13 protein-coding genes are annotated in these 15,947 nt (G+C 57.1%); 8 read left to right on the top strand and 5 right to left on the bottom strand.

The window, feature by feature from the left end:
- The first annotated feature begins 33 nt into the window (after positions 1-33).
- From ABNF92_RS14740 to ABNF92_RS14760, 5 genes are all read left to right on the top strand, one after another.
- A complete protein-coding gene (locus tag ABNF92_RS14740; protein WP_349342557.1) occupies positions 34-1,494 on the top strand; it encodes a DUF5666 domain-containing protein in 1,461 nt (486 codons plus the stop codon).
- 82 nt (positions 1,495-1,576) lie between these two features.
- Positions 1,577-2,425: a DUF6502 family protein gene (locus ABNF92_RS14745; protein ID WP_349342558.1), complete on the top strand. Its 849-nt coding sequence runs from the start codon at positions 1,577-1,579 to the stop codon at positions 2,423-2,425.
- 5 nt (positions 2,426-2,430) lie between these two features.
- Positions 2,431-2,832, top strand: a complete 402-nt coding sequence (locus ABNF92_RS14750; RefSeq protein ID WP_349342559.1) for a hypothetical protein — start codon at positions 2,431-2,433, stop codon at positions 2,830-2,832.
- A gap of 39 nt (positions 2,833-2,871) precedes the next feature.
- The gene (locus ABNF92_RS14755; RefSeq protein ID WP_349342560.1) at positions 2,872-4,401 is read left to right on the top strand and encodes a DUF5666 domain-containing protein; all 1,530 of its coding nucleotides are present in this window, start codon (positions 2,872-2,874) and stop codon (positions 4,399-4,401) included.
- A gap of 127 nt (positions 4,402-4,528) precedes the next feature.
- The gene (locus tag ABNF92_RS14760) at positions 4,529-6,469 is read left to right on the top strand and encodes a methyl-accepting chemotaxis protein (protein ID WP_349342561.1); all 1,941 of its coding nucleotides are present in this window, start codon (positions 4,529-4,531) and stop codon (positions 6,467-6,469) included.
- Here ABNF92_RS14760 and ABNF92_RS14765 read toward each other — a convergent pair.
- Positions 6,466-7,440, bottom strand: coding sequence for a nitronate monooxygenase family protein (locus tag ABNF92_RS14765; protein ID WP_349342562.1), 975 nt, complete (start codon positions 7,438-7,440; stop codon positions 6,466-6,468). The genes ABNF92_RS14760 and ABNF92_RS14765 overlap by 4 nt on opposite strands.
- Before the next feature lie 126 nt (positions 7,441-7,566).
- Here ABNF92_RS14765 and ABNF92_RS14770 point away from each other — a divergent pair, with 126 nt between their 5' ends.
- The 3 genes from ABNF92_RS14770 to ABNF92_RS14780 all read left to right on the top strand — a co-directional run bounded on the left by ABNF92_RS14770 (position 7,567) and on the right by ABNF92_RS14780 (position 10,215).
- Positions 7,567-8,298, top strand: a complete 732-nt coding sequence (locus tag ABNF92_RS14770; RefSeq protein ID WP_349342563.1) for a thioredoxin domain-containing protein — start codon at positions 7,567-7,569, stop codon at positions 8,296-8,298.
- A 144-nt stretch (positions 8,299-8,442) separates the two neighbouring features.
- The gene (locus ABNF92_RS14775; protein WP_349342564.1) at positions 8,443-9,462 is read left to right on the top strand and encodes a rhodanese-related sulfurtransferase; all 1,020 of its coding nucleotides are present in this window, start codon (positions 8,443-8,445) and stop codon (positions 9,460-9,462) included.
- Positions 9,463-9,483: 21 nt separating this feature from the next.
- The gene (locus ABNF92_RS14780; RefSeq protein WP_291906449.1) at positions 9,484-10,215 is read left to right on the top strand and encodes a DUF481 domain-containing protein; all 732 of its coding nucleotides are present in this window, start codon (positions 9,484-9,486) and stop codon (positions 10,213-10,215) included.
- Positions 10,216-10,266: 51 nt separating this feature from the next.
- Here ABNF92_RS14780 and ABNF92_RS14785 read toward each other — a convergent pair whose 3' ends face one another.
- The 4 genes from ABNF92_RS14785 to ABNF92_RS14800 form a co-directional block, all read right to left on the bottom strand.
- Positions 10,267-11,214, bottom strand: coding sequence for a DUF523 and DUF1722 domain-containing protein (locus ABNF92_RS14785; RefSeq protein ID WP_291906447.1), 948 nt, complete (start codon positions 11,212-11,214; stop codon positions 10,267-10,269).
- A gap of 103 nt (positions 11,215-11,317) precedes the next feature.
- Positions 11,318-13,561 carry a glycosyltransferase gene (locus ABNF92_RS14790; protein ID WP_291906445.1) on the bottom strand — a complete coding sequence of 748 codons (2,244 nt, stop codon included), beginning with the start codon at positions 13,559-13,561 and terminating at the stop codon, positions 11,318-11,320.
- Positions 13,558-14,616 carry a lysylphosphatidylglycerol synthase transmembrane domain-containing protein gene (locus ABNF92_RS14795; protein ID WP_349342565.1) on the bottom strand — a complete coding sequence of 353 codons (1,059 nt, stop codon included), beginning with the start codon at positions 14,614-14,616 and terminating at the stop codon, positions 13,558-13,560. The genes ABNF92_RS14790 and ABNF92_RS14795 overlap by 4 nt, the downstream gene beginning before the upstream one ends.
- A gap of 65 nt (positions 14,617-14,681) precedes the next feature.
- Positions 14,682-15,731, bottom strand: coding sequence for a DUF6160 family protein (locus tag ABNF92_RS14800; protein WP_349342566.1), 1,050 nt, complete (start codon positions 15,729-15,731; stop codon positions 14,682-14,684).
- Positions 15,732-15,947: the final 216 nt, after the last annotated feature.

Below are 15,947 nucleotides of genomic sequence, written 5' to 3' on the forward strand. Positions count from 1 at the left end.
CCGCGGACGCAATAACAAACCTGGAGAAGAACGATGAATCGCAAACCTTTAACAATCGCAGTGAAGTTGGCCATGACAGGGGCTCTGGCCGGTGCCCTCGCCGCTTGTGGTGGCGGTGGCTCGGGAGACACCTCTACCAGTGGCACCTCATCGGGCACCAGTGTCGGGGCGGTTTCCGGCTTCGGCAGTGTTTACGTTAACGGTACTCGCTTTGAAACCACTGGGAGCGTTAGCAGCGACGACGGTCTCGAACGTGAGGATCAGCTTGAAAAGGGGATGATCCTTAAAGTTGAGGGCGACTGGGATGACCGTGGTGAAGGCCGGGCCGACAGGGTCAGCTATGACGATACCCTGCGCGGCCCGATTTCCGGAATGAGCTGGGACGATGTCACCCGCACCGGAAGCCTGACGATGCTGGGCCAGGCTATCTCATTGGATGGCAAAACGGTCTTTCGTGGCGCCACCCCGACGGCTCTCGCCGGCAATCCCCAGGGATATCGGGTAAGGGTCAGCGCCTGGCGCCTGGAGGATGGCAGCTTCCGGGCCAGCTTTGTTGGCGCTCGTGCCATCGGCCTTGATTTCGATGACGACAACGAAGTGGAAATAGAAGGCGTTGTCGCGAACCTGGATACAAGCGCAGAAACTTTCACCATCAACGGTTTCCTTATCGATTACACCAGCGCTGTCGGCGATGACGACTTCTCCCTGGATGATCTGGTAGATGGAATCGTGGTGGAAGTGGAAGGCTACCTGGACGGCAATACCATCATGGCCGAGGAAATCGACGATGAGGATGACCTTTTCGACGATGATGACGATGTCGAAATCTCCGGAAGCATTTACGACTATGACTCTGCCAGCCGTCAGTTCTCGATAAATGGGGTACGAGTTCAGATTAACGGCGGCACCGAGTTCGACGATCTCCGCGAGAGCAGCCTGGCCGATGGCCTGTTCGTGAAAGTGGAAGGGGATTTCCGCGAAGGCGTCCTGGTGGCTGAAGAAATCGAAGGCCGGGAGTCCGACGCAGAGCTGGATGGCCGCATCGAGTCCATTGATCTGGCCAATGAATCCATGCTCGTCAGTGGCGTTCGGGTTCAGCTCACCAGCAATACCCTGATCGATGACGACGATGATGATGACGATGACCGTCGCAGTCGAGTTCAGGACGTCCAGAGCCTGCAGGTGGGTGACTATCTCGAAATTGAAGGCCGCCAGCGCAGCAGTGAGGGCGGATTCCTCGAAGCCCTCAGCATCGAGCGTGAGGATGACGACGATGATGACGATTTTGAACTCGAAGCACGGGTGACTGCGATCGGCGCCGAGTCGATCACCATCATGAATCTTGAGGTGCTCCGCAACGGCTACAGCTTTTCAGGCGCCCAGGTTGGTGATGAAGTGGAAATCGATTACCGCCAGACCAGCGGTGGTCAGTATGAACTGACCGACAATGTCGAAGTCGAGGACGATAGTGACGACGACAGTGATGATGATTGACCAGTGAGCCGAGGGTGCGGGCCAGACGGTTGTCGGCCCGACTCCTGGCTTTCGGAGTCGCTATGGGAATACAATCCCAAACATGAAAAAGACCAACCCCCTGCATCAAGCGCTGTTCCGCATTCTGCGCCCTCTGGCGAGGTTGCTCTTGCGGAACGGCATCCCCTTCGGTGAGTTCTCGGAGCTGGTGAAACGTGCCTACGTGGAAGCTGCCCTGGAGGACTTTGCCGACGGCCGCCGAAAGCCCACGGATTCACGGGCTGCGGTTATGACCGGGCTGACCCGTAAGGAAGTAAAACGCCAACGGGAAATCCTGGCAGGGGAAGATGCCGGGAGCCGAGATGTCATTCATGCCAACCGGGCGTCCCGGGTGGTCTCAGGTTGGGTTCATGATTCTGGTTTCCAGGCCGAAGACGGAGAGCCCGCCATGCTGTCTTTTGACGGACCCGGGAGTTTCAGTGAACTGGTCAAACGCTACAGCGGTGATATGCCGCCCCGCGCCGTGCTGGATGAACTGCTTCGGGTAGGCGTGGTGTCAGTAGACGGTGAATCGGGCCGATTGAACCTGCAGCAAAGGGCTTATGTGCCAGCTGGAGACAGCGAGGAAATGTTGCAGATTTTTGGCGAGGATGTGTCTGACCTCATCGCGACCATTGATCACAACCTGGTCAGTGATGAGTCCGGAAAGCCACCACTGTTCCAGAGAACACTGACCTACAACAACATACCTCCGGAAGTGATGGAGCGCTGGCGCAAGCATGCCGCTGCCCAGTCCCAGGCATTGCTGGAACAGCTGGACAAATGGCTTGGTCCTCATGATCGCGATATCTCGGGGCAAATATCTGGCAGTGAATCCGGGGATCCGGTCCGCACCGGCGTGAGCATCTTCTTCTTCGAAGAGCCCGCCGGGAAAGCGCCGAAAGGAGATTGAGTGCTATGAGTCTCACGAGGCAGCCGAACATGATTTGTCGCTGGGAGCCAACGGAGCTTGCAAGCACAATACTTTCCGCATCGTCCAGGCAGGTGATTCGCTCCTGGATCAGCTTCAACGAGTTTCTCGATGAGCATCACCACCCCGTGATGCTGATGACCGACAATCGTTCACCAAACTCTTTCAGCTACCTGGTGCGGGCAACCAATCCGGAATTTGCACCGACAGTGGTGCTGAATGAACTGCTTCGTAAGGGCGTGGTTGAGTCCCTGGATAACGGTTACCTCTTGCTGAGACGCAGCGTTTACGCGCCGTCGCAGCCCCGCCTGCATGGTGAGTCACGGATCAACAAAGTGTTCAGGCATGAAGACGAAATTCCTCGCAGGCGTTATAACGATGTTTATTGAAGATCACCGGCCGGGAACGCCGGACAGGGAGAAAAAGCTATGAAACGGCACATCCGCAATCGGGTTATCGGGCTGGCCGCCGGCACAGTGGCCTTCGGGGTGATTTCCGCCTGTGGCGGGGGAGGTAGTGGCGGAGGCCTGGATGTTGCCGATGGCGGGATCCGGGGCACCGGTTCCAGTGTTGGGCCGGTTTCCGGGTTCGGGAGTGTGTTTGTTAATGGTGTGAGGTTTGATACGAGAGATTTAAATGGATTTGTTTCAAGCGATGATGGCATCGATACCGAAACTCAGCTCAGTGAAGGCATGATTCTTCGTGTTGATGGCGAGTGGCGTGATAACGGTGAAGGCGTCGCTGAGAGCCTTGAATACGACGACACATTCCGGGGTGCGGTGTCGGATGTGACGTTGAGCTTAAACAATGAACAGGTAAGCTTCACCATATACGGCCAAGAGCTGTTTGCCACCACCCAGACTGTGTTCCGAGGCACCACTTTAACAAATCTGACCAACGATGATTTTTTGCGAGTAAGTGCCTACCGGGGGCCGGATGGGCGTTATCGTGCAAGCTTTGTTGGAACTGTTACTCGCGACGAAACGGATATTGAGCTTGAGGTTGATCTATCGAACGCAGATTTTTATGCAGGCACCAATCAAATTCTGAGCAATGGTTATACGATTACCTATTCCGACAATGTCTTTGCGGATGGCCTGACAGAGGCTGACCTTGAAGCGGGCGGATTTTTCGAGATCGAGGGAGAGTTGGTGGTCCCAAATGAGATTAATGCCATCAGTATCGACAGGGACGATTTCCGCCGTTATCAGCGAGGAACAGGAGACGATATTGAGCTCACTGGAACTGTCCAGACTGGCTATGTGGCAGACGGTGGCACTCCACGACCTGGAGAGTTAACCCTGGGCGGGCTCAGGATCAGAATTATCAACGCTACTGAACTCGACGATGGCCTCACACTCGACAGTCTGCAACCCGGCCTCCTGATCCAGGTTGAGGGGAACTTCACCAGTGATGGTGTGGTGGAAGCCGAAGAAATTGAGTTGCGGGAGCCCGACTCCAAGGTGAAGGGCTCGATTGATGTGAATTCGGTTGATCCTTCAAGCCGCCGTTTCGAAGTTGGCGGCGTTACGGTCCAGGTCACACCTCTGACGATTCTGACCCGTGAAGACGACGGCGAAATTGACTTTGCCCAACTCACTGCTTTCGGAACTGAGGTTGAAGTCGTGGGCATTGAGAGAGGCGCTCCGGACAGCATTTATGTTGAGGCTTTCAAGGTTGAGGTCGAGAGCGAGGGGAAAGACGCTAGCAGCTTCGAGTTGGAAGGACGTTTGCGGTTTATCTCTTTGAACCCGTCGGCGAATGGGCTGTCCATCCTCGGAATTACCATGAGTGATCTTGGCGCAGAGTACGATGGAGATAACGAGAGCACGGCCAGGCAGGAAATCGTTGATGCCTTTGAGCGGGCAGAGCCGGTGTTCCTTGAAGTCGAATACTTCAACACTTCGTCAGGCTTCGTTGCAGAGGAAGTTGAACTCGAAGAAAACGATGACGATTAACTACAAAACCCGTACATAAAAGCGCGCTATTCAGGCCCGGGTTTTGCTATACATACGGACAAGCCAAGCAGGGACGCTGTTGCCGACTGTGCAGGATGCATGAAGTACACATGCTAGCGGAGTCCGTATGTCACTCAGTTTTATCAGGCGGCTGATCTCAAGCCGCCTTCTGCGGCCGGTATTTATAGTTCTGGTCGTTGCCGGTCTTGTCCAGGTTCTGGTCAGCCAGTGGTTGATTTCCAGTCAGGTGGAGCGCCTGGTCGACACCGCAGGGTCAGCCCTTGAGGCGAGCAGTAAGCAGGTCAGCGCCTCGTTTGGGGATACCCGCGAGGATGTCCGGACCCGCCTGGAGACCATGCGGCAGAAGACCACCGAAGAACTCTCCGCCGAGCTCACCCGCCAGCAAACCGCCCAACAGGAACGCGTTGCAGGCAACGTTCGAACTGCTGTTATGGCTGAAGCCCAGGGCCTGGCCGATGTGCTGGCTGCGGTCGCAGCTCCGCTGATCTGGGATCGTGATGTCCCCCGCCTGACTGATCTGGTGGAGCTGGCCGATGCCCGGGAATCGGTTCTTTTCGCGGTTTACTACGACCAGTACGGTGAGCGACTGACCCGCTATGTGGATCGCACCGATGATCGGGTACGCACCTTAATGGAGCAGGGGGAAGGTCGTGGTGCAGCAAATCGGGTCCTCGATGCGGCAAGCCGTGACCCCAACGTTGTCATCATTACCGCTGATATTGCTCCCCAGGGGTCGGCCATTGGTCAGCTTAAGCTGGGTTTGTCCCTGGAAGGCATTAACCGGGATCTGGCCGCCCTGGAAGAAGAATTCAGTGCCACGATTACCGGTAGCATAGACGCTCTTCGCGACACCCTGGAGGCGGAAACCGAGCAGGTGAACCAGCGCCTTCAGCAGCAGCTGGCGGGCATGGACTCCGATACCCGCTCCAGAATCCAGAGCACTGTGGAAGCGCTGAATGCCGAAGCCTCAAGCCTTTCGGCCAACCTGAGCATGCTCGCAATCGGCTCTGTGGTGGTTCTGATCCTGCTCGTTGCATTGGTCCTGGGTGGCGGATTGCTGCCACGGGTCTTCCGTCTAAGCTCGGCGATCTGGGGAATTGCCGACGGTGAGGCAGATCTTACCCGCCGGGTATCCATGAAAGGCAAGGATGAGCTCACCGAAATGGCCCAGGGTGTAAACCGGTTCATTGCCCGTATCCAGGAGCTGGTTTCCGACGTCAAGGAGTCGGCCGAATCGGCCGCTGGCCAGGCCCAGGCTCAGGGGGATATCAGTCGTAGTGCGGTCTCCGCCGTGAATCGTCAGGAGCAGGAGGTGGCCGAGGTGTCCGGCACCATGGATGCCATGTCCCGGAGTATTTCCGAGGTGGCTGAAAACATCCAGGATATCGCCGGCTCGGTCAGCAACGTCAGTTCCGAGAGTGAGGCCACCGCCGGCATTTCCCGGGAGGTGCGAAACCGGCTTGATCAGGTGGTGCGCAACGTTGAACAGGCGGTGGACGCGGTCAATCAGTTGGACCACCAGAGCAAGGAGATCGGATCGGTGCTGTCGGTCATCGGCGCCATCGCGGAGCAGACCAACTTGCTGGCTCTGAACGCTGCTATTGAGGCCGCGCGCGCCGGGGAATCCGGCCGGGGCTTTGCCGTGGTGGCCGATGAGGTCCGCACCCTGGCGAGCCGCACCCAGGAATCCACAACCGAGATCCAGTCCATCATCGAGCGCCTTCAGCAGGGCAGCCGGCAGGCGGTCAGCGCCATTGGCGAGGTGTCGGGCCAGGTGGCGGAATCCTCCTCGGAGTTCCGTCGCGCCGATGAGCATTTCGATCGGATCAACCAGTTGCTCAGCAGCCTTCAGGATCGGGCCATGGCCATTTCATCCGTGGCGGAAGAACAGGGCCGGCACGCCAGTGAAGTCAGTGTGAGCGTGAGCGATATTGCCGGCTCTTCCCGTCAGACGGTCGAAGCCATTGAGCGCTCCGACGAGGCCAGCGGCCAGATTGCCCGGACACTGACCTCGCTGAAGGACAAAGCCTCGCAGTTCCAGGTTTAGGTGCCTGAAGATAGCAGGCGTTCCCGGGCGCTTCTGTATTCGTCGGCCAGGCGGCTCACCAGGTCCGGGACGGTGAGCACATCGTGGATCTGGCTGACACCCTGGCCGGCAGACCAGACGGTTTTCCAGGCCTTGGCTTCATCATCAATGGGCTTCAGCTTTTCCCCGTAGTTGATCTCGCCGGCCTGGTTCAGCTTGTCCATGGGGAAGCCAGCCGCCTCCAGACTCTGGCGCATGAAGCTGGCGGGTACACCGGATACTGCCGGTGTATGAATGATGTCGCCAGATACCGCCTCGATGATCATGTTCCGGTAGGCCTCGTCGGCCTGAGATTCGAAGGTGTTGATAAAGCGGGTGCCCAGATAGGCCAGGTCCGCCCCCAGGGCCTGGGCCGCCAGCAGGTCCTCACCATGGGATAGCCCCCCAGCCAGCAGAATCGTGCCATCAAAAACTTCCCGGATTTCATGCACCAGCACGAACGGGTTGATGGTGCCTGCATGGCCACCGGCACCCGCTGCCACGGCGATGATGCCGTCGACACCCGCTTCTGCAGCCTTGCGGGCATGCTTCTGGTTGGTCACGTCGTGGAACACCACGCCGCCGTAACTGTGCACCGCCTCCACCACCTGGCTGGCGGCACCCAGGGAAGTAATGATGATGGGTACCTTGTGTTTTACGCACAGCTCAAGGTCTGCCTGCCAACGGGGGTTGGTCCGGTGCACGATCAGGTTCACGGCATAAGGGGCAGTTGTTACATCCGGATTCGTGCTTCGAAAAGCATCCAACTCCTCATTCATCTGGGTGAGCCAGTCTTCAAAGCCTTCGCTGGTGCGTTGGTTCAATGCCGGAAAACTGCCAACAATGCCCTGCTTGCAGCAGGCAAGCGCCAGTTCCGGGCCAGAGATCAGAAACATGGGGGCGGCCACCAGGGGCAGTGAGAGCGAGTCTTTCAGGGACGCGGGCAACGGCATGAGGATTCCTTAATTTTTGTTGGAACTTTTGTAGGATATAAAGGATCTTAGCGTGCCTGGCCCGATCTGAAAACGGTCGCGAGCTAATTAATTCCGGAAACCATAAACAGAATAAGGAGTCCTTCCATGGGCGAAGCAAAACGTCGCAAGGAAACCGGCGCACCGCCTCCCCGAAAAGCAAAATCCAATAAGCCGCTGTATGCCGGTATTGGTCTGCTGGTTCTGGCCGCCGTGCTCCTCGGTGTCTTTTTCCTGACCGCCGCACCCGAGCCGACCTCTGACGATCTGCCCGTCGCCGCCCCCAATGCCGATGATTTCCCGGCCCAACTGGACCAGTACGGCGTCTCTCTTGGCCCCGAGGATGCCCCCGTGGTGGTACGTGAATTTGCCGATTACCAGTGCCCCGCCTGTGGCAATTTCTCCTCAGCCAGCAAGAAGTTGAAGGAAGAGTATGTGGAGGCGGGCAAGGTTCGCTTCGTCTACTTTGATCTGCCGTTGCAGCAGCATCAAAATGCCATGCCAGCGGCCCAGGCTGCCCGGTGTGCCGGCGATCAGGACGCTTACTGGGCCATGCACGATCGCCTATACGATTCCCAGACCGAATGGAGCGGCTCGAACGATCCGGTTGCCACCTTTTCTCGCTACGCCGGTGATCTGGGCCTGGAAGAACGGCGCTTCCGCAGGTGCATGACTACCGAGTTGCACCGTGAAGCTGTCGAGCAGAGCCGCCAGGTGGCCATGCAGCTTCGGGTAACCAGCACGCCCACGGTTCTGGTGGATAACATCCGCCTGACACGGCCGGGCTGGGGGCAACTTTCTGCCGTGGTTGAGCGTGAACTGGCCAATGAGGCGGACTGACGCTTTGCTCCAAGGGTAACCCCGCACTTGATCGTGAGCCTGAGTTGGTTAAAATTTGCGCCCTCTCAGGCTCCGGCCTCCGAGACTTTCTAACAGTTACCAAACCATGCTCCGGATTTACGATCCGGCCCGCAGGAGAAAATGATGAGCAACAACGTTGTTGTCTGCGCACTGTACAAGTTCGCAGTTCTGAATGATTACAAATCCCTCCGCCAGCCCCTGCTGGATCTTATGCTTGAGAAAGATGTGCATGGCACTCTGCTGCTGGCGCGGGAAGGTATCAACGGCACCATTGCCGGCAGCCGAGAGGGCATTGATGCCGTGAAAGCCTGGATCGCCAGCGACGAGCGGTTCGACGGCATTGATTACAAAGAGTCCTTTGTGGACATCCAGCCGTTCAAACGCACCAAAGTGAAGCTCAAGAAAGAGATTGTCACCATGGGTGTGGAGGGTATCGATCCGAAGCGGATTGTCGGCACGTATGTTGATCCAAAGGAATGGAATGATCTGATTTCCGATCCTGAGGTTGTGTTGGTTGATACCCGCAACCAGTACGAAGTGGAAATCGGCACCTTCAAAAATGCCGTCAATCCGGCCACCGATACCTTCCGGGAGTTCCCGGAATACGTGAAGCAGAACCTGGATCCTTCGAAACACAAGAAGGTGGCCATGTTCTGCACTGGCGGTATTCGATGCGAGAAATCCACCGCGTATCTGAAGGAGCAGGGTTTCGAGGAGGTTTATCACCTCAAGGGTGGCATCCTGAAATACCTCGAGGAAGTGTCCGAGGAGCAGAGCCTGTGGCACGGAGAGTGCTTTGTATTTGATGACCGGGTTACGGTCAACCATCGGCTGGAGCGCGGAGAATACGACCAGTGCCATGCCTGCCGCCGGCCGATCACCGAGGAAGACAAGCAGCGTCCCGAGTATGAGCAGGGTGTGAGCTGCCACCAGTGCATCGATTCGCTGACCGAAGAGCAGAAGGCCCGGTTTGCCGAGCGTGAACGCCAGATGCGTCTGGCGGAGGAGCGAGGTGAGGCCCACGTTGGCGGCGAAGCGGCGCGCATCATCGCCGAGCGCAAGGCCCGGAAAAAGGCTGAAAGAGAACGTCAGGCCCGCAAAAGCCTGGAGGGCGAAAGGGCGAGCAGCACCGAGAGGGCCTGACCAACCCGGAAAGGAGACTTCATGGATTTACGACAGACCGTAGCTATTACCGCAGTTGTTATCGCGCCCTTTGCCAGTGCGCAGGAGGCAGACAACTGGAAGGGCGAAACCGAGCTGGGTGTGTTGATCACCTCGGGCAATACCGAAGAGACCAACATCAAGGGGCGCCTGGGGCTGATCCATGAAGTCGAAACCTGGCGCAACACGGGTGAGTTTCGGACCAATTATTCCGAGACCGACGACGAAACCACAGCCGAGAAGTATCTGGCCGCCCTGGAAACTGACTACAAGTTTGCAGAGAACCAGTACTGGTTCCTTCGGGGCTCCTACGAGGACGACCGTTTCTCTGGCTACGACTTCGAATCTTCAGTGACGACGGGTTATGGACACCGTGTGTGGACATCCGGCGAGCGTTCCTTCCTGGATCTCTCTGTCGGTGGCGGTTATCGCTACAACAAACTGGAAACGGTGAATGCCCAGGGCGAGGATGCCGAAGAAGAGGCGATCGCCCGCCTGGCAGGCCAGTTTGATTATGCGCTGTCGGAGAACTCACTGTTCCGTCAGAAGCTGAGTACTGAAATCGGACTGGATGAGAACAACACGGTCACCGAGTCGGAAACGTCACTGCAGGCGAATGTGGTGGGAAACCTCTCCATGAAGGCTGCGTTCCGGGTCAAGCACCTGTCGGATCCGCCCGCAGGCTCCGAAGACACCGACACGGAAACGTCGCTTTCGCTTATCTATGGTTTCTGAGGACGTGAAATCCGGGTCAGATGACGTGTTCATCTGACCCCATCTTCAGCATCAAACGTTGTTTCTGAGGCCCAGCTCATCCGGGTATGGCGTCAGATACTGCTGGGCATGCAAGTAGTCCACCGGCTCCCTGCGCTGAGCCATGCGCAGCAGGGTCATCGGCACCACCAGCGGCACTTCCCCACGGCGGTATGCCTCCATCTGCTCCATCAGTACCTTGCGGTCTTCATCACCCATGGAATCCCTCAGGTAGCCCATCAGGTGCTGCATGGCGTTCATGTGTGAACCCCGGCTCACCTTCTTGCTCATGGCCTCCATGAACAAGTGGATATAGCGCTCTGCAATGTCTGCCAGCGGTTCGGATTTCAGGTCCCCCAGCATGGGGCCGAGCTGGCGGTAGATTCGCTCCGAGTGGGCAAGAAGCTGAAACTTGTGGCGGGTATGAAACTCGATCAGCGCCTGAGCGGAAAGCTTGTCGCCGGCCACGTTCTGCATCCAGTCGTCGTAGGCAAATACACGCTCAATGAAGTTTTCCCGGATCATGTCGTCATTGAGACGTCCTTCTTCCTCCACCGGCATCAGCGGATAAGCCTTCAGCAGCGCCTCGGCGAACATGCCCCGGCCATCGCGGCGGATGACATTGCCATCCTCATTGTGGACCTTGATCCGCTCCATGCCGCAGCTCGGGGACTTGGCCATCAGGATGTAGCCGCGCAGGTCAGCCAGGGTGGGCATGACCTGGTCGATAAAGCCCTGCATGGCATCGGTATGGTCCGCAGCCCCCTTGGTTTCGATCAGGCGCAGGCCGTCACTGTACTCGCGCAGGTGGATGGCAGGGCGTGGAACGCCCAGGCCCGCTTCCAGTTCAGGGCAGATGGAGCGGAAATCAAAATGCTTTGAAAGCACCTGGGTGCAGTAACGGGAATGTTTATGGCCGCCGTCATGGCGAACTTCCTTTCCCAGCAGGCAGGTGCTGATTCCGACAGGGATACCGCTCACGTTACTCTCCATTCATCAGGTCGGTCCGAGGGTGAAAACTGTCTTTATAATACGTGAATTGAGTCTAGCCCGATCAGCTCCGCCAGGAAAACCGTAACCCTACTTACTCGGGTCGAAGCACCGATCCTTTTCGCTTCTTGTCGTACATGGCCAGGGTGGTGGCGTAGATGGTGCGAACGTCACTGGCAAACTGCTCTACCGAATAATCGCCGGCAAACTCCAGGGCCTGGGAGGAGAGCTTCTCGCGCAGTTCGTCGTCCTCCAGCAGTTTTTTCACCTGCGCCCGCCACTGGTCCTGTTTCTCCGGCGTTTTGAATCCGTTGAACCCGTGCCGAACCACGTCCTCGATACCGCTGGATCGAACCGCGACTACCGGCAAGCCGGCGGCCATGGCCTCAAGAATGACCATGCCCTGGGTTTCGGATATCGAGGCAAACAGGAAGGCATCGCCAAGCCGATACCAGATGGCCATTTCGTCCGGCGGAACGGCGCCGACGAGGGTGAAGTGTTGTTTGAGCCCGAGGTCTTCAATCTTCCTCTGCAGCCGGTCTTTCTGGTGGCCATCGCCGATCATCAGGAACCGGAAGGGCACATCGGTTTCCCGCCTGAGAGCATCAATGGCCTCGATCATGAAGTCGATATTCTTCTCATTGGAGAGCCGGGAAACGCTGACGAACACTTTTTCGTCTTTCAGTTCCAGCCTGTCACGGAGCTTCTTGATGTCTTCCTGCTGAACGTCCTGGAATTTGTGGTATTCGATGCCGGTTGGCTGCACGAACGTCGGCGTTTTCACCCCAATCATCCGCAGGTATTCCTCGGTCGAGTAGGTTGGCACGATCACGCCGTCGCACTTGTTGGCAAACCGCTTGATCAGGGCGTGGGAGATCAGGTTCCGGAACAGCATGCCCGGAAGTGGCACAAAGTGGGCATAGTGCTCCAGCCGGGTATGGTAGGTATAGATGGCCGGTATACTCAGGGTACGCGCCACGAACAGACCCAGCGACCCCAGCCAGAACGGATGATGCAGATGGATAATATCCGGCTTGAAAGCCCGCACTCGCTTGCGGATCCGGCTCAGGAAAATATTGGCCAACCTGAATTCCCGCTTTTCTCCCATGGCCAGAAGTGAGGGCACCCGAAGTACGTGGGGTTCGGCCTCAGGCTGTCCCTTGTAACGGGGCGCCACTATCAGCAGTTTATCGCCAAGGGCTTCCAGACCCCGACGCAGGCGTTCGATGGAAATCGGCACGCCGCCAATAAAGGGCAGGTAGTTGTTGGTAAACATCGCCACCCGCATCGGCTTCTCGAGCCAGGGGGCCGGGTCCAGATCGTAGTCCGGGTAATAATCCTTGCCGATGAAAATGGCTCCGTAGAGTTTTATAGCAATGGCCGCAAACACGGCGACAATCAGAATGAAATTGAGGTAGCCGGTGTAGAACAGGGAGTAAATAAAGAACCAGAGACTCTCCAGCCGCTTCAGAATCGGGTGCTGGCCTACTTCGAGGCGCTGCAGGCTGTGGCTTACCTCGCCACCGGCGCCCACATTCACCCGCACATAGTGATAGAAACTGGTGTCGTTGTTCATGACCAGGCCACCGGCACCGCCCGTGGTAACAAACGTGGTGTCTCCGACCGTCTTTTCGGAATAGAGCGACAGGTTGGAGGAAAACACCCGGTCAACATCATGCTCCTCGATTGTCTGGAGCAGTGCGTCCCGAAACTCGGGCGGCGCCAGGTAATCATCCTTCTGATCGAACGGAGCGTTCTCGTCCGGGTGCAGGGGAGGATGCCCTATGAACAGAATTCGGGCCTTTGAGTTGTCCTGGGCCAGCAGATCCTTCAGCCAGCGGATCTGCCAGCGCCAGGGGGTTTTCCCGGTGCTGTCGAGGAAAATCAACCGGGCGGCGCCTGCCTCTATGCTGAAGAAGTGCGGGCCGAAGTGATCGTAGAAACGGAAACTGCCAAAATCCTCAAACTCGTGGGCGCCGAAGGTCAGCAGGTAGGGAATCTCCAGATGACCCAGAGTGCCGTAGAGGGCACGGTACTTGTCTTCTCCACCGCCGCTGACTGCATTACCCGCCGAGACCAGAAAATCGAGCCCGGAACGGTTCAGCTCCGGAATGATGCGGTCCTCGAAAACCCCCACCGAGTTGTTGATGTTACCCACCACCGCAAAGCTGAATGATTCACCGGGGTCAAGCTCACGATAGATCCGCTCCACCTGCTCGGTATGGATCCCCTCGAAATCCTCTGTGAACAGGTTCAGATAGGTCTTGTAGCCCACCAGCAGAAACACCACCAGCAGGCAGAGGTAGAACAGAAGCTTGAGGGGGTTGCGGAAAATCATCCGGCTCTCCTGCGATTGGCGACAAGTTCCTTCTGCAGCACCACCAGCCCGATGATCATGCCCAGGTAGATGGTGAGCAGGCGCCAGCAGACGATGACCAGTATCAAGTGGTTACCCGAAAGGATATCCCGGAAGAAACTTCCGAAAACACCTTCGGAAATACCGGAAGCCCCCGGCGTGGGCGAGAAATACATAACGAACGTGGTGACGACCAGCAGCCCCACCGACACCACATAATCCACACTGTAGTCCAGGCTGTGCATCAGCAGGGCTGGGAAGCTAAACAGGCTGAGCAGAAATACCGCAGTGAAGAGAATCGACAGCCACACGAACACTGGCGCGCCGCGTAGGTAATCACCAAAACTCCGGGAAAGCCGCAGCATCTCCCTGCGCGCCTTAAACTGCCAGCGTCGGTGGCGGCGTTCGCTGATCAGGTGAAGCCGACGCGCGGCTTTCAACAGTCGGGTCAACGGGCCGATCAGCCATCGGGTCCGGAACAAAAGCACCAGGAAAAAGCCAAGGTATAGAACGATCAGAAGCGCCAGCGCGGTGCCGATATCACCGACAATTGAGTTGCCGTCCAGGGGCTTGAGCGTGAGCAGAAATACCGGCGTGAGCGAGAAAATGAACAATACCGCCAGTACCGTTCGGATCGTTGTGGCTGCCGTGGCCCTGCCAACCGGAACGCCATGTTGGCTAAGGAACCAGATCTGTGCGAAACCGCCGCCGGTGGCCATCGGTGTGATGTTGGAGAAAAACAGATTGATAAATACCAGCCGGAACATCGCCGGCAGCGGCAGCCGATGCCCCAGAGCACGAAGGGTAAAATAAAGCCGAAGGCCATCGGAGATGAAATAAACCAGCAACAGGCCAGCCACCGATAAAAGGGTCCCCGGAGCGATCAGCCTGGCATCAAAAGTAAGGGTGCGTTCGGCAAACAGTTCGTAAACGGCATACAGCCCGGCAGCGGTAAGCGCCACAAACAACAGGCTGAACATCGCCAGCCTTTTTCCAGAGGCGCGTTTCGAATAGTCGATGTCCGTGGAGTGAGTCATGGGCTGCCCGTCAGAGTGAGACGGGCAGTTTACAGGGTAGGGTGTGGTGGGTGTCCAGTGTCCGGCTAGTGGCCATACACCATCATGGTGGTGTTGGTGATGGCAAAGTCGGTGAAATAAACGCCGCCGATGCTGTTGTCGCCAACCCGGAACACAGGCATATCAATATCGGCTCTGAACTCCACATCATGGATGGATAATCCTTCCACCCCGGTTGCGGCGCTTGTTCCTTTGGACAGCTTGGCACTGACGTTGGCCATCCCGAAATGCCCCAAAGTGTCGTCGCCCCGGCGGTTGTGAATCTGTAGATCCTCGATACCGATGGCAGCGAGATTGAAGATCAGAATTACATCGGCCACATCCCAATTCAGCCTGCCGTTGGTGATCTCAAAATGGCTGTCGAGCTGCAGTTCCGACTCGGACACTACATTACCGTTTGAAAGCGTGCGGTTGCTGCCTGAGTTGCGAATCACCAGGTCAGTCGGCCCAAGGTTTCCCTGCAGCAGAATATCCGAAAACATCGTCGTGGTAGGTGCGCTGCCGTCAGACTTGCTCAACGCAATGCTGTCTATCGCCAACTCGAAATCTACCGCGTCCCGGAAATTGGCAAGGCTGGAGGGATCACCGTAATCGATGGCCCCGAGGTGCATCACCAAATCGCCGTCATTGAACTGCTTGCCAAACGCGCCATTGGCTTGTTTGTAGGCAGAAAGTGCATCCGCTACGTCGGGATCATTCGGGTTCAGCGTCCCGGCATCTGCACGACGGGCAATCTCCGAAAACCCGAAATCCAGCACCTCATTCTGACCGGCAATATCAATGGTCAGCTTCATGTTGTCCAACATCGTATCGTTCTGACCGGACAGTCGTATGTTGTCCACATTCAATCGTCCTTCATCCTGATAAGTCAGCTGACCAATGCTGATCTTCGTTGCCATCTCAATTGTGACACCCGCCTGACCGGTTACGCTCGCCATGGCGGCATCGCCCAGCGGCCTGAAATCCGCTGTTGCGGGTAGGGCGACACCAAAACCCAATACCAACGCTGTGGTGGCTCGGAACAATTGCAAGTTGCAATTTGATTTGGAGAACGTTGAGAAGGAAATGGAAGTCATGGCGCCCCGGATCCATTTTTTTGATGTTTTTCAGGAAGCTCAAACAGGGCTTCCGGGCCGCAGGGGGACAGCACAACCTATGCAGCAAGAACTTTGGTTTGTTACAGACTGTTACGATAGAGGGCGAAACCTTCTAGATCCGTGCTCTCTGTCACAATCGAGGCATCGAAAAGGTGAGGGAGGAGGGGATGGTCGGGCTTTCCAAAACCGTGGAGC

It is taken from the genome of Marinobacter sp. MMG032, from assembly GCF_040112695.1.
Lineage (GTDB): Bacteria > Pseudomonadota > Gammaproteobacteria > Pseudomonadales > Oleiphilaceae > Marinobacter > Marinobacter salsuginis.